At 69.5% G+C, this 19,487-nt stretch carries 13 protein-coding genes and 4 rRNA genes; 14 read left to right on the top strand and 3 right to left on the bottom strand.

What is annotated here, in order from left to right; genetic code table 11:
* Positions 1–121: 121 nt before the first annotated feature.
* Complete coding sequence (locus J0910_RS02665; RefSeq protein ID WP_420156909.1) at positions 122–922, bottom strand: Fic family protein; 801 nt, start codon at positions 920–922, stop codon at positions 122–124.
* A gap of 167 nt (positions 923–1,089) precedes the next feature.
* Between J0910_RS02665 and acs the strand changes: the two genes are divergently transcribed.
* The 10 genes from acs (at position 1,090) to J0910_RS02715 (ending at position 15,324) form a co-directional block, all read left to right on the top strand.
* Positions 1,090–3,060: an acetate--CoA ligase gene (gene acs, locus J0910_RS02670; protein WP_420156910.1), complete on the top strand. Its 1,971-nt coding sequence runs from the start codon at positions 1,090–1,092 to the stop codon at positions 3,058–3,060.
* 165 nt (positions 3,061–3,225) lie between these two features.
* Positions 3,226–3,666, top strand: a complete 441-nt coding sequence (locus J0910_RS02675; RefSeq protein ID WP_420156911.1) for a phage holin family protein — start codon at positions 3,226–3,228, stop codon at positions 3,664–3,666.
* 25 nt (positions 3,667–3,691) lie between these two features.
* Positions 3,692–4,645: an alpha/beta fold hydrolase gene (locus J0910_RS02680; RefSeq protein ID WP_420156912.1), complete on the top strand. Its 954-nt coding sequence runs from the start codon at positions 3,692–3,694 to the stop codon at positions 4,643–4,645.
* On the top strand, positions 4,645–5,226 hold the full coding sequence (locus tag J0910_RS02685; protein ID WP_420156913.1) for a DUF309 domain-containing protein: 582 nt from the start codon (positions 4,645–4,647) through the stop codon (positions 5,224–5,226). The genes J0910_RS02680 and J0910_RS02685 overlap by 1 nt, the downstream gene beginning before the upstream one ends.
* A 572-nt stretch (positions 5,227–5,798) precedes the next feature.
* Positions 5,799–8,267: a sodium-translocating pyrophosphatase gene (locus J0910_RS02690; protein WP_420156914.1), complete on the top strand. Its 2,469-nt coding sequence runs from the start codon at positions 5,799–5,801 to the stop codon at positions 8,265–8,267.
* Positions 8,268–8,497: 230 nt separating this feature from the next.
* Complete coding sequence (locus J0910_RS02695) at positions 8,498–8,983, top strand: SixA phosphatase family protein (RefSeq protein WP_420156915.1); 486 nt, start codon at positions 8,498–8,500, stop codon at positions 8,981–8,983.
* Between the two features lie 622 nt (positions 8,984–9,605).
* Positions 9,606–11,137 (top strand): 16S ribosomal RNA (locus J0910_RS02700).
* Between the two features lie 344 nt (positions 11,138–11,481).
* Positions 11,482–14,568, top strand: a 23S ribosomal RNA gene (locus J0910_RS02705).
* Between the two features lie 98 nt (positions 14,569–14,666).
* A 5S ribosomal RNA gene (rrf, locus tag J0910_RS02710) occupies positions 14,667–14,784 on the top strand.
* A gap of 198 nt (positions 14,785–14,982) precedes the next feature.
* Positions 14,983–15,324: a hypothetical protein gene (locus J0910_RS02715; RefSeq protein WP_420156916.1), complete on the top strand. Its 342-nt coding sequence runs from the start codon at positions 14,983–14,985 to the stop codon at positions 15,322–15,324.
* A 108-nt stretch (positions 15,325–15,432) separates the two neighbouring features.
* On the opposite strand, the gene J0910_RS02720 is transcribed toward J0910_RS02715, so the two are convergent.
* The gene (locus J0910_RS02720; protein ID WP_420156917.1) at positions 15,433–15,807 is read right to left on the bottom strand and encodes a cupin domain-containing protein; all 375 of its coding nucleotides are present in this window, start codon (positions 15,805–15,807) and stop codon (positions 15,433–15,435) included.
* Between the two features lie 98 nt (positions 15,808–15,905).
* On the opposite strand from J0910_RS02720, the gene J0910_RS02725 reads away from it, so the two are divergent.
* The 3 genes from J0910_RS02725 (at position 15,906) to J0910_RS02735 (ending at position 17,390) form a co-directional block, all read left to right on the top strand.
* The gene (locus J0910_RS02725) at positions 15,906–16,352 is read left to right on the top strand and encodes a MarR family winged helix-turn-helix transcriptional regulator (protein ID WP_420156918.1); all 447 of its coding nucleotides are present in this window, start codon (positions 15,906–15,908) and stop codon (positions 16,350–16,352) included.
* A gap of 103 nt (positions 16,353–16,455) precedes the next feature.
* Positions 16,456–16,574, top strand: a 5S ribosomal RNA gene (gene rrf, locus J0910_RS02730).
* Together the 16S, 23S and 5S rRNA genes form the textbook arrangement of a ribosomal RNA operon.
* A 180-nt stretch (positions 16,575–16,754) precedes the next feature.
* A complete protein-coding gene (locus J0910_RS02735; RefSeq protein ID WP_420156919.1) occupies positions 16,755–17,390 on the top strand; it encodes a suppressor of fused domain protein in 636 nt (211 codons plus the stop codon).
* Positions 17,391–17,468: 78 nt separating this feature from the next.
* Here the strand turns inward: J0910_RS02735 and J0910_RS02740 are convergent, their stop codons facing one another.
* On the bottom strand, positions 17,469–18,497 hold the full coding sequence (locus J0910_RS02740; protein WP_420156920.1) for a DMT family transporter: 1,029 nt from the start codon (positions 18,495–18,497) through the stop codon (positions 17,469–17,471).
* A 74-nt stretch (positions 18,498–18,571) separates the two neighbouring features.
* Between J0910_RS02740 and J0910_RS02745 the strand changes: the two genes are divergently transcribed.
* Positions 18,572–19,465: a LysR substrate-binding domain-containing protein gene (locus J0910_RS02745; protein WP_420156921.1), complete on the top strand. Its 894-nt coding sequence runs from the start codon at positions 18,572–18,574 to the stop codon at positions 19,463–19,465.
* Positions 19,466–19,487: the final 22 nt, after the last annotated feature.

The raw sequence follows: 19,487 nt of genomic DNA on the forward strand, positions 1-19,487 counted from the left end.
CCGCATCCGCCGCCCCCGCCGACCAGGGAGACGAGAGGCGGGGCACCCCCGGAACCGCCGCCTTCCACCGCGCCCGGAGGGCCCGGGACCGGAGGCCGGATCCGGGCGGCGGCCCCGCGTCCTAGCCGCGCTTGAGCGCCTCGCAGGTGGCCAGGGAGTCCCGGGCGCCGTCGGCGACCGCGGTGCAGCAGTGCACCACCCAGGCGCCGACCCCCTCCGGGGTGCCGGACGTGTACCCGCGCAGCGCCCCGGCGTACTCCTCGTGCCGCTGCCGGTGGCCCAGCTCCGGCGGGACCAGCGACTTCGGGTCCAGGCCGCGGTCGATCAGGGTCAGCCGCCCGGCGGCCCGGGCCACCAGCCCGTCGCCCCAGCCGAACGGGCGGAGCGCCAACAGCTCGCCGTGCACGATCGCCGAGACCACCAGCGCGGGCACCGACGCGGGCGCGTCCAGCAGCCCGTCCAGGCCGTCCAGGCGCGCGGCCACCGCCCCGGGGGACGGGGGCCCGCCGAGGCCGAGCGGGTCCTGCGCCGGCTCCCCGGCGGCGCGCGGCCGGCCGAGCGCGTCCGCGCCGACCCCGTCCGCGGCGGCCAGCGTGTGCAGCCGGGCCAGTACCTGCCGAGGGGCCTTCCGCCAGACGTCCACCAGCTGGCCGAGCTCGCCGGAGACGCGCAGCGCGCCCTTGATCAGCGGGTCGTCCGCGGCACCGGAGCGGACCTCCTCCAGCTCCGCCCGGGCGCCGTCCAGCACCGCCGAGGCGTGCGCTCCGCGCAGCGCGGACTCCAGGGAGACGTCGGCGCTGCGCCGCCGCAGCACCCGATGGCCGAGGAGCCGGTCGACGACGGTCCGGGTCTCCTCGACCGCCTCGCCGACACCGGGAAGTTCCGCGATCCGCCGGAGCGGATCCGCTGTCACCGCGTTCACGGCCCCAACCCTACGTGAACGCTACGCGCGAGTAACCCCCGACCGGGGGTTTTCGCACCTGCGAGCACTTGTCGCACCGGCCACCCGGTTGATGGAGTGGGCCCCGCCACGTGATTCAGTACATACGTCGGCAACGGCCTTCGAGACGCTTAAGGAGCTGTGCACCGGTGGCTGAGACTTCGCAGGGGCAAGAGGCCCTGTCCAATCTGCTTCACGAGTCGCGTCGCTTTCCTCCGCCCGAGGACCTCGCCGCAGCGGCCAACGTGAAGGCCGATGCCTACGAGACCGCCGCCGCGGACCGCACCGCCTTCTGGGCGGAGCAGGCCGGCCGCCTGCGCTGGGAGAAGCCCTGGGACACCGTCCTGGACTGGCAGCCCCCCTTCGCCAAGTGGTTCACCGGCGGCGAGATCAACGTCGCGGTCAACTGCCTGGACCGGCACGTCGAGGCGGGCCTGGGCGACCGCGTCGCCTACCACTGGGAGGGCGAGCCGGGCGACACCCGCACCATCACCTACGCCCAGCTCAAGGACATGGTCTGCCAGGCCGCCAACGCCCTGCTCGAACTGGGCGTGACCAAGGGCGACCGGGTCGCCGTCTACATGCCGATGATCCCGGAGACGGTCGTCGCGATGCTGGCCTGCGCCCGCATCGGCGCCGTGCACATGGTGGTCTTCGGCGGCTTCTCGGTGGACGCGCTCGGCACCCGGCTCGACGACAGCGAGGCCAAGGTTGTCGTCACGGCCGACGGCGGGTACCGGCGCGGCGCGCCGAGCCCGCTCAAGCCCGCGGTCGACCAGGCGGTCGCCGAGCGCCCCGCCGTCGAGCACGTGCTGGTGGTCCGGCGCACCGGCCAGGAGGTCGACTGGACCGAGGGCCGCGACGTGTGGTGGCACGACATCGTCGACCGGCAGAGCACCGAGCACGCCGCAGAGGGCCACGACGCCGAGCACCCGCTGTACATCATGTACACCAGCGGCACCACGGCCAAGCCCAAGGGCATCCTGCACACCACCGGCGGCTACCTCACCCAGGTCTCCTACACGCACTGGGCCGTCTTCGACATCAAGCCGGAGACCGACGTGTTCTGGACCGCGGCCGACATCGGCTGGGTGACCGGGCACTCCTACATCGTCTACGGGCCGCTCTCCAACGGCGCCACCTCGGTCATGTACGAAGGCACCCCGGACACCCCGCACAAGGGCCGGTTCTGGGAGATCGTCGAGAAGTACAGGGTGACCATCGCCTACATGGCGCCCACCGCGATCCGCACCTTCATGAAGTGGGGCGCGGAGATCCCGGCCCGGTTCGACATGTCCAGCCTGCGCATCCTCGGCTCGGTCGGCGAGCCGATCAACCCCGAGGCCTACGTCTGGTACCGCAAGCACATCGGCGGCGACCGCACCCCGGTGGTGGACACCTGGTGGCAGACCGAGACCGGGGCGATCATGGTCAGCCCGCTGCCCGGGGTCACCGAGGGCAAGCCCGGCGCCGCCATGCGCCCGCTGCCCGGCCTGGCGGTGGACGTCGTCGACGAGAAGGGCGAGCCGGTCGGCAACGGCGAGGGCGGCTACATCGTCGTCCGCGAGCCGTGGCCGTCCATGCTCCGCGGCATCTGGGGCGACCCCGAGCGGTACAAGGACACCTACTGGTCCCGGTTCGACGGCCTCTACTTCCCCGGCGACGGCGCCAAGAAGGACGAGGACGGCGACCTCTGGCTGCTCGGCCGGGTCGACGACGTCATGCTCGTCTCCGGGCACAACATCTCCACCACCGAGGTGGAGTCGGCCCTGGTCTCGCACTCCGCGGTCGCCGAGGCCGCCGTGGTGGGCGCCAAGGACCCGGTCTCCGGCCAGGCCATCGTCTCCTTCGTGATCCTGCGCGGCGAGGCCGGCGAGGGCGGCGAGGCCCTGCTCAAGGAGCTCCGCGACCACGTCGCCTCCTCGCTCGGCCCGATCGCCAAGCCGCGCAAGATCATGGTCGTCCCGGAGCTGCCCAAGACCCGGTCCGGCAAGATCATGCGCCGCCTGCTCCGCGACGTCGCGGAGAACCGGGAGCTGGGCGACGTCTCCACCCTCACCGACTCCTCGGTGATGGAGGTCATCTCCGCCAAGCTGCCCGACGCCAAGGGCGACGAGTAGCGCTCCGCCGGCGCGCGGCGGGCACCGGGAAGCCGTTCCCGAGCGCCCGCCGCGCACCGCCGGCCGGGGCGCGGGGCGCGTGGAGGGCGTGCCGCAGAGAACCCCTGGGGCAGGGGATGTGGAAAGATGCGGGGGACGTTCGGCGGAAGGAAGGGAGCGACCGCGATGCCCGACAAACCGTCGGAAGGCCGGCCGGCCGACGAGTACGACGCCGCGGAGCTGTCCATCGGGCAGCTGGTCTCCGAGGCGAGCGGCGGCATGTCCAGGCTGGTCCGGCTCGAACTGGAGATGGCCAAGCTCGAACTGGCCCGGGACGCCAAGCAGGTCGGCAAGGGGTCGGGGCTGTTCGTCGCCGCGGCCGTCTTCCTCCACCTGGTCCTCGTCCTCGGCTCGATCACGCTGGGCTTCCTCTTCTACGAGGTGGTCGGCCTCTCCGCCACGCTGTCCTTCCTCATCGTCACGGTGATCTACCTCGTCGTCGCGGCGATCCTGATCGGCGTCGGCGTGCTCCACCTGCGGAAGATCCGCGGGCTCGAAGGCTTCGGCGCCACGATGGCCGACACCGTGGCGCTGTTCGACCGGGACCGCCCGGCCGCCGGGCGCTGACCGGGCCGGAGCCCGCCCCGCGCCCATGACCGACCCGACCGACGAATCGGCGGTCCTCATCGACGGGCCGTGGAAGCACCGCACGGTGAGCGCCGCCGGAACCCGGTTCCACATCGCCGAGGCCGGCGACGGCCCGCTCGTGCTGCTGCTGCACGGCTTCCCGCAGTTCTGGTGGACCTGGCACGGCCAGCTCACCTCGCTCGCCGAGGCCGGCTACCGGGCCGTCGCCGCCGACCTGCGCGGCATCGGCGCCAGCGACAAGCCGCCGCGCGGCTACGACCTGATCACCGCGGCCTCCGACGCCGCCGGCCTGGTCCGCGCGCTCGGCGCGGCCGACGCCGCCGTGGTCGGGCACGGCACCGGCGGGCTGATCGCCTGGACCATGGCCGGCTACTTCCCCTGGGTGATGCGGCGCCTCGCGGTGGTCTCCGCCCCGCACCCGGTCCGGCTCCGCCGGGCCGTGCTCACCTCGCCCGCCCAGGCCTGGGCGGCGCGCGGCCTCCTCGCCCACCAGGCGCCGATGGCCCCGGAGCGGATGCTGGCCGCGGACGGCGCCGCCCGCGTCGGGGCGCTGCTCCGCTCCTGGTCCGGGCCGGGCTGGCCGGACCCCGAGACCGAGCGGCACTGCCGGGCGGCGTTCGGCGTCCCCGGCGCGGCGCACTGCTCGCTGGAGTACCACCGCTGGCTGTTCCGCTCCCAGGCGCGACCGGACGGCCACCGCTACATGCGCCGGATGCGCGCCCCCATCGGCGTCCCCGTGCTCCAGGTGCACGGCGAGCGCGACCCGTTCCTGCTCCCGCGGGCGGCGCGCGGCTCCGGGCGGCACGTGGACGCGCCCTACCGGTGGCGGCTGGTCCGCGGCGCCGGGCACTTCCCGCACCAGGAGCGGCCGGAGGCCTTCGACGCCGCGCTGCTCGGCTGGCTCGGCGACGCCGAACCCGACGACTGGGGCCCGGAGCGGACCGGGCAGAATCGGTGATGCAGGGGGCGGAGAGCCGAGGAGGGGCCGTGGACGGGCAGCCGGGCGCACGCGATCGCAACATCGACGGAAGAGCGCAGAACCAGCGGCCGCGGGACCGCTACGGCCGGCCGCTCCCCTACGGCTCGCCCGGGGTCCCCCGGGTGCCCGACGACGCGGTCTTCGCCCCGGACGAGGGGCTGGACGAAGCACAGCGCCTGCTGGACGAGGGGTACGCCTTCCACGCGCACGAGGTCCTGGAAGCGGTGTGGAAGGGCGTCGAGGGGCCCGAGCGCGAGCTCTGGCGCGGCCTGGCGCAGATCGCCGTCGGGCTGACCCACGCCCAGCGCGGCAACCGGGTCGGGGCGGCGCGGCTGCTGCGCCGCGGCGCCGGCGCGGTGGAGCCGTTCGCCCCCGGCGCCCCGTTCGGCGTCGACGCGGCGGGCGCCGCGGCCTGCGCGCGCTCGGTCGCCGACGCGGTGGAGGAGGGGGCGGACGCCCCGGTGGACCCCGCGGCGCTGCGGCTCCGCCGCGGCGGCCGGGACCAGCCGGGCCTTCCGCCCGGGCCCTCCGGCCCGCCGCGGCCGCCCGGCCCCGCCTGAGTGCGCCGGCCCCTCCTTTCTCCCCGTCCCCGCCGGAACCGGCGGAAGGGGGAGCGGCGGGGTGTGCTGGGCCACACATGGGGCGAATCCGTGGCGCGCGGCGCCGAGGTCCGGTTTGCTGCGTTCGGGAGCCGTGCGCGGGAGCGCCGGCGGTGCCGCCGGGGACGGTGCGGCGCGGGGGGATGACGGGACGGATGGGGCCTCTGCCCGTTGAATGGGGCTTTGGGAATTTCCTCCGCATTTCATGTCAGAGGTTTCCGGGCGCACCGAATAGGGAATGACGTCGCCTATATAGGTAAATATCCTACCTGGAAGATCACCGGCGGGTCACATATTCCGCGTGGACGCGGTAACTCTGGACCCGGCCCTCACATTTCAACCCTCCGATGCGTAGAATCCCGGAACATCGTGCCCGTTGAAAACAGCGGAATCGGTGACCGGAAAAAGCTGTAAATGGTGGTGGCACCCGCATGACCCTGCTTCGTGCGCCGTCGGGCCGCTCCCACGGGCCCGTTCCGGGCGGCGGCGCGCCCTCGCGGGGCCGGAACGTGCCCGTCTCGTAGGAGGACGGATTGTCTGGGCTCAGCAGCCTCGCCGTTGACAACGGCCCGGCTCTCGCCCTGGACGGCATGAATTTCACGCTCGTCGTGGTGGTCCTGGCGGTGGCGCTGCTCGCGCTCGCCGTCGCCGGCGCCCTGGTGCGTGAAGTTCTCTCCGCCGGCCAGGGAACGGAGCGGATGCAGAACATCGCGCTCGCCGTTCAAGAGGGTGCGGGGGCGTATCTCAAACGCCAGTTCCGCACCCTGATCGTTTTCGTCGTCGTCATTCCGCTGCTCCTTCTGCTGCTCCCCGCGGACAGCGAAGCGGTCCGGTACGGGCGGTCGGTGTTCTTCGCGGTCGGCGCGGTCTTCTCCGCACTGACCGGATTCATCGGAATGTGGCTGGCGGTGCGGGGCAACGTCCGTGTCGCCGCCGCGGCCCGGGAGGGCGGACAGGCCGGCGAGCACCGCGCCATGCGGATCGCCTTCCGCACCGGCGGCGTGGCCGGCATGTTCACCGTCGGCCTCGGCCTGCTGGGCGCGGCCATCGTCGTGCTGGTCTACCGCGGCGACGCCCCCATCGTGCTGGAGGGCTTCGGCTTCGGCGCCGCGCTGCTCGCGATGTTCATGCGGGTCGGCGGCGGCATCTTCACCAAGGCCGCCGACGTCGGCGCCGACCTGGTCGGCAAGGTCGAGCAGGGCATCCCGGAGGACGACCCGCGCAACGCCGCCACCATCGCCGACAACGTGGGCGACAACGTCGGCGACTGCGCGGGCATGGCGGCCGACCTCTTCGAGTCCTACGCCGTGGTGCTGGTGGCCTCGCTCATCCTGGGCCGGGTCGCCTTCGGCGTGGAGGGCCTGGTCTTCCCGCTGCTGGTGCCGATGATCGGCGTCCTCACCGCGATGATCGGCATCTTCGTGGTCGCCCCGCGGGCCCGGGACAAGAACGCGATGGCGGCGATCAACCGCGGCTTCTTCATCTCCGCGGTCATCTCGGCCCTGCTGGTCACCGGGACCGCCTTCGCCTACCTGCCCTCCTCCTTCTCCGGGCTCACCGGGGTCGGCGAGGAGATCGCCGGACTGGAGGGCGACCCGCGGATCATCGCGGTCGGCGCGGTCCTGGTCGGGCTGCTGCTGGCCGCCGCCATCCAGCTGCTCACCGGCTACTTCACCGAGACCACGATGCGCCCGGTGCGGGAGATCGGGGAGAGCTCGCAGACCGGCGCGGCCACCGTCATCCTCTCCGGCATCTCGGTCGGCCTGGAATCGGCGGTCTACTCCGCGCTGCTCATCGCCGGCGCGGTGTACGCGGCCTTCGTCATCGGCGGCGCGTCCATCACGGTCAGCCTGTTCGCGGTGGCGCTGGCCGGCACCGGCCTGCTGACCACGGTCGGCGTCATCGTCGCGATGGACACCTTCGGGCCGGTCTCGGACAACGCCCAGGGCATCGCGGAGATGTCCGGCGATGTGGAGGGCAGCGGCGCCGACGCGCTCACCAGCCTGGACGCGGTCGGCAACACCACCAAGGCGATCACCAAGGGCATCGCCATCGCGACCGCGGTGCTCGCCGCGACCGCGCTGTTCGGCGCCTTCCGCACCTCGGTGGAGGGCGCCCTCGGCGACGCCGCGGGAACCTTCAGCCTCTCCATCGACCAGCCCAACGTGCTGGTCGGCGTGATCATCGGCGCCGCCGTCGTCTTCATGTTCTCCGGCGTGGCGATCATGGCCGTCGGCCGGGCCGCCGGCCGCGTGGTCCGCGAGGTGCGCGAGCAGTTCCGCACCCGGCCCGGGATCATGGACGGCACGGAGAAGCCGGAGTACGCCCGGGTGGTCGACATCTGCACCCGGGACTCGCTGCGCGAACTGGTCACGCCGGGCCTGCTCGCGGTGCTCACCCCGATCGCGGTCGGCTTCGCTCTCGGCTACGCGCCGCTCGGTGCGTTCCTCGGCGGTGCGATCGCCGCGGGCACCCTGATGGCCGTGTTCCTGGCCAACTCCGGCGGCGCCTGGGACAACGCCAAGAAGCTGGTCGAGGACGGCCACCACGGCGGCAAGGGATCGGAGGCGCACGAGGCCACCGTCATCGGCGACACCGTCGGCGACCCGTTCAAGGACACCGCCGGCCCGGCGATCAACCCGCTGCTGAAGGTGATGAACCTGGTGGCGCTGATCATCGCGCCGAGCGTGGTGCTCTACGCCGACAACACCGCCCTGCGGGTCGGCGTCACCGCGGTCGCGGTCGCGCTGATCGTCGGCGCGGTGCTCTGGTCCAAGCGGCGCGGCGGCGATGAGGCGGCGGCCCCGTCGGTCCCCGCCGCCCGGGAGGAGACCCCCGCCGTCGACTCCTCCGCGGCCTCCGCCCCGGAGGAGCCGGCCGCGGACGGCGGCCAGGAGGAGGAGCGCGACGCGGTCGGCGCGGCGCAGCACAACGGCTCCGCGTCCACCCGCCAGTCGAGCGAGGACGAGGCGCCGGTCTCCGAGGGCGGGTCCAAGGACTGAGGACCGCCCTGCGGCGAAGCGGCGGAGGGGCCGCCCGGACCAGAGGATCCGGGCGGCCCCTCCCGCATGGTGTCCATAGGCTTGGGGTGCGGCGCGGTTCTCAGGGGCGCCGCGGAACCGCGGGGAATGGGGAGAGTGGACGTGTCCGGAATGAAAGGCCTGGCCGTGGTCCTCGGGATCATGCTGGGCATGATGGCGGTGCTCGCGATCGTCGCCACGGTGCTGTCGCCGTGAGCGGGCGGCTGGTGATCCTCCGCCACGCGAAGGCGGAGCACGGGACGGGCGACGACCACGCGCGCCGCCTCACCGAGAAGGGCCGCGCCCAGGCGCGCGCGGTGGGACTGCGGCTGGCCGAGGCCGGCCTCCTCCCGGACCGGGCGATCTGCTCGACCGCGGCGCGCACCAGGGAGACCCTGGAACTCGCCCTGGGGGAGATGCCCGGCGGCCCGGCCCCCGGCTTCGAGGCCGAATACGAGGACGCCGCCTATGCCGCGGACGTGGACACCCTCTTCGACCTCGTCAACCTCGTCCCCCGGGAAGTGGGCACCCTGCTCCTGGTCGGACACAACCCGGCGGTGGCCCAGCTCGCCTCCGCGTTCGTCGACGGGGGAACCTTCGTCTCCTTCCCGCCGGCGTCGGCGGCGGTGGTCTCCCTGGAGGTCGACTGGCTCTACGCGGCCCCGGGAACCGGTACCGGGTACCTGCTGGAGGGGTGACGGCGCTGGTTTGTCAGGGGTTCACCTTGCGGCTATAGTCGTCCGAGTCGCCTGGAGCGGGGTCAACGACCCGGGGCCGGGCGGCGGTCTTCTGAGGCCGGAACGGACACCCGATCAGCGGAGCTGAAGAGGGTGGCCGGGGCCGCACCTTCTCCTGATCCTCCAGGAACCGGTACGAAGCACTGCTCCCAAGGTGGCATAATCATTTATGCCCACCGCAGCGGGAAACAGTCGCAAAAGACCGGAACCCGGAGCGAAAAGGGCAGGGCTTTACCGGGGGAACCGCGAGAAACCGCCGATTCGACGGGGCGCGGAACACCTGATAAAGTCGGAGACACAACAAAGCGGAAAGCGCCGCCTCTAGCGGAAGAGCCACCGGGCGAGGGGAAACCCGAGACCGGAGCTTGTACCAGATGAGCGGTTGTTTCTTGAGAACTCAACAGCGCGTGTTCAATACTTTATGTGCCATGTTTGTTTTGGCCCCGTCGGATCGCGGTCTTTCGGCCGATGGTCCGTAGGGTTCCTTTGATTGGATATCGGGTGGTTTTTCCGCCACCCGGGTTCGGTCAGGGTTTCTCTTCCAGGTTTCACCCCCGGCATCGCCCGGAGGGTGGGTTAGACCTTGATGGAGAGTTTGATCCTGGCTCAGGACGAACGCTGGCGGCGTGCTTAACACATGCAAGTCGAGCGGTAAGGCCCCTTCGGGGGTACACGAGCGGCGAACGGGTGAGTAACACGTGAGCAACCTGCCCCCGACTCCGGGATAAGCGGTGGAAACGCCGTCTAATACCGGATACGACCCGCACCCTCATGGGTTCGGGTGGAAAGTCTTGTCGGTCGGGGATGGGCTCGCGGCCTATCAGCTTGTTGGTGGGGTAACGGCCTACCAAGGCGATTACGGGTAGCCGGCCTGAGAGGGCGACCGGCCACACTGGGACTGAGACACGGCCCAGACTCCTGCGGGAGGCAGCAGTGGGGAATCTTGCGCAATGGGCGGAAGCCTGACGCAGCGACGCCGCGTGGGGGATGACGGCCTTCGGGTTGTAAACCTCTTTTACCACTCACGCAGGCCCCGGGTTCTCCCGGGGTTGACGGTAGGTGGGGAATAAGGACCGGCTAACTACGTGCCAGCAGCCGCGGTAATACGTAGGGTCCGAGCGTTGTCCGGAATTATTGGGCGTAAAGAGCTCGTAGGCGGCGTGTCGCGTCTGCTGTGAAAGGCCGGGGCTTAACCCCGGTTTTGCAGTGGATACGGGCATGCTAGAGGTAGGTAGGGGAGACTGGAATTCCTGGTGTAGCGGTGAAATGCGCAGATATCAGGAGGAACACCGGTGGCGAAGGCGGGTCTCTGGGCCTTACCTGACGCTGAGGAGCGAAAGCGTGGGGAGCGAACAGGATTAGATACCCTGGTAGTCCACGCCGTAAACGTTGGGCGCTAGGTGTGGGGGCTTTCCACGGTTCCCGTGCCGCAGCTAACGCATTAAGCGCCCCGCCTGGGGAGTACGGCCGCAAGGCTAAAACTCAAAGGAATTGACGGGGGCCCGCACAAGCGGCGGAGCATGTTGCTTAATTCGACGCAACGCGAAGAACCTTACCAAGGTTTGACATCACCGGTAAACCGCCAGAGATGGCGGGTCCTTCGGGGATCGGTGACAGGTGGTGCATGGCTGTCGTCAGCTCGTGTCGTGAGATGTTGGGTTAAGTCCCGCAACGAGCGCAACCCTTGTTCCATGTTGCCAGCACGTGATGGTGGGGACTCATGGGAGACTGCCGGGGTCAACTCGGAGGAAGGTGGGGATGACGTCAAGTCATCATGCCCCTTATGTCTTGGGCTGCAAACATGCTACAATGGCCGGTACAGTGGGCGTGCGATGCCGTGAGGCGGAGCGAATCCCTAAAAGCCGGTCTCAGTTCGGATTGGGGTCTGCAACTCGACCCCATGAAGGTGGAGTCGCTAGTAATCGCGGATCAGCAATGCCGCGGTGAATACGTTCCCGGGCCTTGTACACACCGCCCGTCACGTCATGAAAGTCGGCAACACCCGAAACCTGTGGCCCAACCTTCGGGAGGGAGCGGGTGAAGGTGGGGCTGGCGATTGGGACGAAGTCGTAACAAGGTAGCCGTACCGGAAGGTGCGGCTGGATCACCTCCTTTCTAAGGAGTCTTTTGCAGTCGGCTGTTTTCCAAGTTTGGCCGGCGGACTCGAAAGTGGACCCGGTGCCGGTGGGGGGTTTCCTTCACCTGGTTCGCCGGGATGGCCGTAGAGATTGAACTTCCCCGAGGTTTTCTGGAAGGCCTCGGGGCGCGCTGTTGGGTGTCTGAGGGAGCAACCGCTGGTTGTTTCCGGGTGCCACCCCGGTCGAAGACCCTGTCTTCCCTGGTTGTCCGGTTCCTGCCTGTTCGGGTTGGTGCGCCGGCTGGGTTGCGGGTGTTTTAGGCGGGTTCGTGGCTGGTGTTTTGATTCGTGGATAGTGTGCGCGAGCATCTTGTATCTGTGGTGGCCAAGTGAATGTGGCATACGGTGGATGCCTTGGCACCAGGCGCCGATGAAGGACGTGGGAGGCCGCGATAGGCCGCGGGGAGCTGTCAACCGAGCTGTGATCCGCGGGTGTCCGAATGGGGAAACCTAGCCCGAGTCGTGTCGGGTTGCCGCCGCCTGAATGTATAGGGCGGTCGGTGGTGACGCGGGGAAGTGAAACATCTCAGTACCCGCAGGAAGAGTAAACAACAGTGATTCCCTGAGTAGTGGTGAGCGAAAGGGGATGTGGCTAAACCGCGGGCGTGTGATAGACGGCGGTCGTTGCGTTCGCGGGGTTGTGGGATGTGCCTGTTCCCGGTCTGCCGGCCGGGTGCGCTGATGGTTCTTTTAGCCGAATCCGTTGGGAAGCGGAGCCGTAGTGGGTGAGAGTCCCGTAGGTGAAGGAAGAGCCTGGGCGTTGGCATGCTCCCGAGTAGCGCGGAGCCCGTGAAATTCCGTGTGAATCTGGCAGGACCACCTGCTAAGCCAAAATACGTCCTGGTGACCGATAGTGCACTAGTACCGTGAGGGAAAGGTGAAAAGTGCCCCGGTGAGGGGTCGTGAAATAGTTCCTGAAACCGTGTGCTGTCAAGCCGTCAGAGCCCCAAGCCGGGTGATGGCGTGCCTTTTGAAGAATGAGCCTGCGAGTTGTGGTGTGTGGCGAGGTTAACCCGGGTGGGGTAGCCGTAGCGAAAGCGAGTCTGAATAGGGCGCATGAGTCGCATGCTGCAGACCCGAAGCGGGGTGATCTACCCATGGCCAGGGTGAAGCGGCTGTAAGAGGTCGTGGAGGCCCGAACCCACCAGGGTTGAAAACCTGGGGGATGAGCTGTGGGTAGGGGTGAAAGGCCAATCAAACTCCGTGATAGCTGGTTCTCCCCGAAATGCATTTAGGTGCAGCGTCGCGTGTTGCCTGCTGGAGGTAGAGCTACTGTTTGGCTGATGGGCCCGACAAGGTTACTGACGTCAGATAAACTCCGAATGCCGGTCAGGTGGAGCGCGGCAGTGAGACTGCGGGGGATAATCTTCGTGGTCGAGAGGGAAACAACCCAGATCATCGGCTAAGGCCCCTAAGCGTGTGCTAAGTGGGAAAGGTTGTGGAGTTGCTGAGACAACCAGGAGGTTGGCTTAGAAGCAGCCATCCTTTAAAGAGTGCGTAATAGCTCACTGGTCAAGTGATTCTGCGCCGATAATGTAGCGGGGCTTAAGCACACCGCCGAAGCCGTGGAGCCTGCACGTTTGTGCGGGTTGGTAGGGGAGCGTCGTGCGTTCGGTGAAGCGGCCGGGTGACCGTGTCGTGGAGGGCGTGCGAGTGAGAATGCAGGCATGAGTAGCGAGAGCAACGTGAGAAACGTTGCCGCCGATTGACTAAGGGTTCCTGGGGCAGGTTAATCCGCCCAGGGTGAGTCTGGACCTAAGGCGAGGCCGACAGGCGTAGTCGATGGACAACGGGTTGATATTCCCGTACCCGTCCGTGCGCGTCCGATACCGAGTCCTTTGATGCTAACCACCACCGAAGCCGTTTTCTCCCTTCGGGGGGATGATGGTGGAGGCGTGGGACCCGATGGGGTAGTAGGTAAGTGATGGGGTGACGCAGTGGGGTAGCTCTACCCGGCGGTGGTTGTCCGGGGGTAAGCGTGTAGCCCGGGGTGCAGGTAAATCCGTGCCCCTCACAAGGGTGAGGCGTGATGCCGAGCTGTTTTCAGTGAAGTGAGTGATCCCGTGCTGTCGAGAAAAGCCTCTAGCGAGTTCGCGGGCGGCCAGTACCCGAAACCGACGCAGGTGGTCAGGTAGAGTATACCGAGGCGTTCGGGTGAACCATGGTTAAGGAACTCGGCAAATTGTCCCCGTAACTTTGGGAGAAGGGGAGCCCTGTCCGGTGATGGAACTTTGCTTTCTGAGCTGGGTGGGGTCGCAGATACCAGGGGGAAGCGACTGTTTATTAAAAACACAGGTCCGTGCGAAGTCGTAAGACGCTGTATACGGACTGACGCCTGCCCGGTGCCGGAACGTTAAGAGGACCGGTTAGATCTTTCGGGGTCGAGGCTGGGAATCTAAGCGCCGGTAAACGGCGGTGGTAACTATAACCATCCTAAGGTAGCGAAATTCCTTGTCGGGTAAGTTCCGACCTGCACGAATGGCGTAACGACTTCCCCGCTGTCTCAACCATGGGCCCGGTGAAATTGCACTACGAGTAAAGATGCTCGTTTCGCGCAGCAGGACGGAAAGACCCCGGGACCTTCACTATAGCTTGACATTGGTGTTTGGGATGGTTTGTGTAGGATAGGTGGGAGCCGGTGAAGCGGTCACGCTAGTGGCGGTGGAGGCGTTGGTGAAATACCACTCTGGCTGTTTCGGGCATCTAACCTTGGGCCGTGATCCGGTTCGGGGACAGTGTCTGGTGGGTAGTTTAACTGGGGCGGTTGCCTCCCAAAGGGTAACGGAGGCGCCCAAAGGTTCCCTCGGCCTGGTTGGCAATCAGGTGTTGAGTGTAAGTGCACAAGGGAGCTTGACTGTGAGACGGACGTGTCGAGCAGGTGCGAAAGCAGGGACTAGTGATCCGGCACCGGCGTGTGGAAGCGGTGTCGCTCAACGGCTAAAAGGTACCCCGGGGATAACAGGCTGATCTTCCCCAAGAGTCCGTATCGACGGGATGGTTTGGCACCTCGATGTCGGCTCGTCGCATCCTGGGGCTGGAGTTGGTCCCAAGGGTTGGGCTGTTCGCCCATTAAAGCGGCACGCGAGCTGGGTTTAGAACGTCGTGAGACAGTTCGGTCCCTATCCGCTGCGCGCGTTGGAGACTTGTGAAGGGCTGTCCCTAGTACGAGAGGACCGGGACGGACGAACCTCTGGTGTGCCAGTTGTTCCGCCAGGAGCATGGCTGGTTGGCTACGTTCGGGAGGGATAACCGCTGAAAGCATCTAAGTGGGAAGCCTGCTTCGAGATGAGGTCTCCTGCCCCTTCGAGGGGGTAAGGCTCCCGGTAGACGACCGGGTTGATAGGCCGGGTGTGGAAGCGTCGTGAGGCGTGGAGCTGACCGGTACTAATAGGCCGAGGGCTTGTCCGCCGCAGATGCTGGGTGTTCGCGCACACTGTTTTTCCCCCGCCGCCGGGGGTTCCGGGTTTTCTCGGGGCCGGGGTGGGGGGTCCGCGGGTCTGTTGGGTTTGCGGTGGTCATGGCGGGAGGGTCACACCCGGTCTCTTTTCGAACCCGGTCGTTAAGTCTCCCTGCGCCGATGGTACTGCCTCCATGGTGGGGGTGGGAGAGTAGGTCGCCGCCGCATTTCTTTTTCTGGGTTGGGCGGGGTTCTCTTCGGGGGGTCCCGCCTTTCCTTGTGCGCTTCCTTGTGAACATGTGAAAACTTGTCTGGGATTGAAGAAGGATTTGAAGGCCCGTCGGCTGCTTTTCTGCTCCGGGGGCCTTTCGGTGCCGTTATCGGATGTCTCTACTCTTGGGTTGCACATCCCCAGATCGGAGCACCATGCGCCCTATCCGCCTCACCTCCGCCCTCCTTCTCGTGGCCCTGGGTGCCACCGCGTGCGGCGGTGTCGAGCCCACCCCTGAGAACGCCGCGGCCGGGTGTGAGGACCACATCGAGCGCGCCATGGAGCGCGACCTGGAAACCCGGATCGATCTGGAGTTCGATGCCTCCCCCGAGGTCACCCTGACCAGTGCCGAATGGTCGGAGTACGAGGTCGTCGGCGGCTACGAAATGGAGAGCGGTCCCGGTGGGGCGGGGCACACCGACTACACGTGCGTGATCATCAAGCCGAGGTCGACCTCTGGCTGGACCGTGGTGGATCTGCGGACCACCGAGGAATAGCCGGACAGGACCGAGGCGGCCCCGGATCCCCTGTGATCCCGGGGACGCAGCCGCTTCTGGTGGGAATTCAGTCGGCAGGGCTCGCCCGGTCGGAGGGGCGCCCCGGGGTCAGCCGGCCCAGGGCGGGGCGACGATCGAGCCGTCGGCCAGTACGCCCGCCAGGCCGACACCGGTGGTCACCCAGGCCGAGGCGGGGCCGGAGGAGAGGTTGTCCAGACGGAGCTCGGAGCGGGCCGGGGCGATGGCGACGTCGCCCGCGCGGAGCCGCTCGGTCCGGCCTTCGATGGTCAGGTGGAGTTCCCCCTCGGTGACGAGGAAGACCTCCTCGCGGGTGATGGTGTGGGCGGCTCCCCGGGTGCCGGCCGGGGTCTGCACGCGCCAGGCGCACAGTTCCCTGCTTCCGGTGCCGGGGTTGGCGAAGGCGGTGAACGTGCTGCCGTGCATCTCGTGGACGACGGCGTCGGCGGGGCGAACGACGGGCATGGGGGCTCCTCGGGCGGTCGCGTCGAATGGTCAAGCTGCTTGACGGAAACTGATGGGAATATGGTCAAGGAACTTGTCTTTTCTGTCAAGATGGGGACATGGGCGATGACGACGGACTGAGGCTCGCGGCCCTGCTGCTGTCCGCGGCCGGGTCCCTGGTGGACCGGATCGACGAGGGGGTGGCCCGGCGGGGCTTCGGCGGACTGCGGCCGGCGCACGGCTTCGCCTTCGTGCGCCTCTCCCGGGGCGGGGCCTCCGTCACCGAGCTGGCCGAGCACCTCGGGGTGACCAAGCAGGCCGCCGGGCAGCTCATCGACGAGCTGGAGCGGAAGGGGTACGTGCGCCGCGGCCCGCACCCGGCGGACGCCCGGGCGCGCCTGGTGGTGCTCACCGACGCGGGGCGGGCCTGCACCCGGGCGGCGGAGGAGGCCGCGGCCGAGGCGGCCGCCGAGTGGGCCGGGGTGCTCGGCGAGCGGCGCCTGGCCGAGCTGCGGCGGAGCCTGGGGGAGGTCGCGCCCCCGGGGCTCATCCGGCCGACCTGGTGAGCGCGGCCCGCGCCGATTTGGCCTCGACCTGGGATGTTGCTATGCTCAGGGACAGCTGAAACGCACAGGTTTCCGCGCCCCTCACGGGGTGGCGGGCTAGGGTTTCGGCGGCCATAGCGGGAGGGCAACACCCGGTCTCATTCCGAACCCGGTCGTTAAGCCTCCCAGCGCCGATGGTACTGCCTCCATGGTGCGGGGTGGGAGAGTAGGTCGCCGCCGGACTTTCTTTCGAAGAGGGGATCCGCAAGGGTCCCCTCTTTCGTGTGCCCGGAGTCCCCTCCGGGGCCTCCCCCACGGCCGGCCCGTCAGGTGGAGGACCGGGGAGAACGGGCGCAGGGGGCGCCGCTCCAGGGGAACCGGATCCGGTGCGGGGCCGTCGGTACGGCCATGACCGGAGAAGGCATGACCGAAGAAGAGGACACCGCCGTCGGCCGGCAGGCCATCGGCGCCGCGCTGGAGCGGATCTACGGGGACGCGGTGCCGCTGCACGCGGGGACCGAGCACCCGTGGGCGCTGGGCGGGCCGGACCCGATCGACGGGATCGACTTCTACCCGCGCACCGAACCGGTGCCGCACTGGCACCTGGTCGGCTACGGCATGACCGAGCTCTACACCAAGCAGACCGACGACCCCGCCGAGTCCGGCTGGGGCTTCGAGTTCACCGTTCGGGTGGCCCGCGCCCCGGAGGACGAGCGGCCGCCGATGTGGGCGGCGGTCCTGCTGCAGAGCCTGGGAAGGTACGTCTTCCGGTCGGGCAACCCGTTCGCGGCCGGCCACACCATGCGGGTGGGTCGGCCCCTGGGCGGCCCGGACAGCACCTCGCAGGTGCACGCCCTGGCCTTCACCGAGGACCCGGAGCTGGGGGCGATCGGCACGCCGCACGGCCGCGTCCGGTTCCTCCAGGTCGTGGGCCTCACCCTGGACGAGTACGAGGCCGCCCGGGGCGGCAATGCGGCCGAGGTGCTCCGCGCCCTGGAACCGCGGCTGCCGCTGTACATCACCGACATCGGCCGGGGCTCCCTGCTGGCCGCCCCCTAGCGCCGCGCTCCGCCGCCGATCGCGGCCGCCCGCCCCATCGCCGGGGATTCCGGCGGGCGGCGCGGGCCGGGCGCCGTCTCAGGCCTGTTCGCGCGGCCGCCCGCCGGCCTCCGGCAGGCCGTCGAGGTCCTCCGGGGCGGGGGCGGGCCGAGCGTCCCCGCCGGCGTCGCCGCCGGGAGCGGTGCCGGTCCCGGTGCCGGGCTCCGGCCGTCCCCGGGTGCCGCGGCGGGCGGCGCGCTCGGTCGCCCAGACCGCCAGGACCACCAGCAGGCAGCCGGCGATCTGCAGGCCCGAGGGGTACTCGTCGAGGAACAGCGCGCCGACGCCGACCGCCAGCACCGGGGGCAGCACCAGCACGGCCGCGCCGGTGCTGGGGGCCAGCCGGGGCAGTGCGGCGCCGACCAGCAGCCAGGTCAGCACCTGCCCGGTGAGGGCGAGCAGGGCCAGCCAGCCCCATCCGGCCGGGTCCAGCTCACCGGGGTGGATCCCGGTCCAGAGGCCGCCGACGATCGCGGCGGCGACGGCGGCCCCCATGGTCGAGGTGCACACCGGGGTCGAGGAGTGCTCGCGGCCGCCGCCCAGCCGGGACAGGAAGAGGTAGCCGGCGTAGGCGACCCCCGCGGCGCAGCCGTAGACCAGTCCGAGGAGCGCGTCGCCGCCGTGCCCCGCGGTGCCGGAGCCGGGGTCGGCGATCCCGGCGGCCAGGGCCACCCCGGCGAGCATCACCGGGGCGGCGACCAGGAACGACCGGGGCACCCGGGCACCGGTGAAGACCAGGGCGAGCAGCGGGAACACCACCAGCTGGATGTTGAGCAGCACGGTGGCGATGCCCGCGCCGACCCGCTCGATGCTCGCGGTCCACAGCACGTAGTCGGTGCCCAGCAGCAGGCCGGCGGCGAAGTCGGCGGAGAGGAACCGGGCCGGGCGGCGGCCCAGCCGGCGCAGCTCGACGAGGGCCATCGGCGCCAGCAGCACCAGGGCGAGGGCGCAGCGCATGAAGGCCGCGGTGCCGGGGTCCGCCCCGGACGCCTTGACGAAGGCGCCGGAGACGGAGGTGCAGGCCGCGCCCGCGAGAGCGAGCAGTACCGGGTCGATTCGCTGGAGCATGATCCCTACTCTGGCCCCATCGACCGATCATTAAAAGCGATGATTCGTCGCCGGTATTCGGTAGATTCGGTGATGTGTTCAGTATCGAACGTCTCCGCGCCCTGGCCGCGGTCGCCGAGCACGGCTCCATCGCGAAGGCGGCGCAGGCCCGCAGCGTGACGCCGTCGGGCATGTCCCAGCAGCTCGCCAAGTTGGAGCGGGAGGCCGGGCGCCCGCTGCTCGAACCGGACGGCCGCACGGTCCGGCTCACCCTGGCCGGTCGGGTGCTGGTCGACCACGCCGAGCAGGTCCTCGACCGGCTCGCCCGGGCCCGCCGGGACCTGGACGACCTCGGCGAGGAGGTGATGGGGCCGCTGCGCATCGGCGGGGTGGGCAGCGCGGTGCGCTCGCTGCTGGTCGGGGCGCTCTCCCGGATGCTGGCCGAGCACCCCCGGGTCGAGCCGCGGGTGCGCGACGGAGAGGTGGTCGACCTGCTGCCCCGGCTGATGCGCGGCGATCTCGACCTGGTGCTGGTGGAGAGCTGGGCGTCCCGGCCGATCCCGCTGCCCGCCGGGGTCTCCGCCGTCGACCTGGTGGACGAGGAGGTCTACGTGGCCTTCCCGGAGGGGCACGGGCCGGCCGGGCGCGACCGGGTGGGCCTGGCGGAGCTCGCCGACGCGGTGTGGGCGAGCTGCCCGCCCGGCACCGGGCCCTGCGAGGGGCTGATCCAGGCGGCCCGCGCGGCCGGCTTCGAACCGCGGATCTCCTTCTCCCTCACCGAGCTGCCCACCCAGATGGCCCTGGTGGAGGCCGGGCTGGCGGTGGCGCTGGTCCCGGAGATGGGCCGCTCCCCAGGACCGGAGCGGGTCCGGTTCGTCCCGGTGCGGCCGTCGCTGCGCCGGACCATCAGAGCGGCCTGGCGGACCGCGGCCGAGGCGCCCCCGGTGACGGCCTGCGTGGACGCGCTGCGCGCCGCGGCCGCCGGCTGAGCGGGCCCCGCCGGCCCGCCGG

Origin of the sequence: Nocardiopsis oceanisediminis (assembly GCF_048595525.1) — a bacterium.
GTDB lineage: Bacteria > Actinomycetota > Actinomycetes > Streptosporangiales > Streptosporangiaceae > Nocardiopsis_A > Nocardiopsis_A oceanisediminis.

Bases quoted from the DNA above. Each gene is read 5' to 3' on its own strand.
- J0910_RS02680 (WP_420156912.1), top strand. From the start codon at position 3,692: ATGACCGACCCGACCGACGAATCGGCGGTCCTCATCGACGGGCCGTGG.
- J0910_RS02720 (WP_420156917.1), bottom strand. From the start codon at position 15,807: ATGCCCGTCGTTCGCCCCGCCGACGCCGTCGTCCACGAGATGCACGGC.
- J0910_RS02740 (WP_420156920.1), bottom strand. From the start codon at position 18,497: ATGCTCCAGCGAATCGACCCGGTACTGCTCGCTCTCGCGGGCGCGGCC.
- J0910_RS02675 (WP_420156911.1), top strand. From the start codon at position 3,226: ATGCCCGACAAACCGTCGGAAGGCCGGCCGGCCGACGAGTACGACGCC.
- J0910_RS02725 (WP_420156918.1), top strand. From the start codon at position 15,906: ATGGGCGATGACGACGGACTGAGGCTCGCGGCCCTGCTGCTGTCCGCG.
- J0910_RS02685 (WP_420156913.1), top strand. From the start codon at position 4,645: ATGCAGGGGGCGGAGAGCCGAGGAGGGGCCGTGGACGGGCAGCCGGGC.
- J0910_RS02735 (WP_420156919.1), top strand. From the start codon at position 16,755: ATGACCGAAGAAGAGGACACCGCCGTCGGCCGGCAGGCCATCGGCGCC.
- J0910_RS02715 (WP_420156916.1), top strand. From the start codon at position 14,983: ATGCGCCCTATCCGCCTCACCTCCGCCCTCCTTCTCGTGGCCCTGGGT.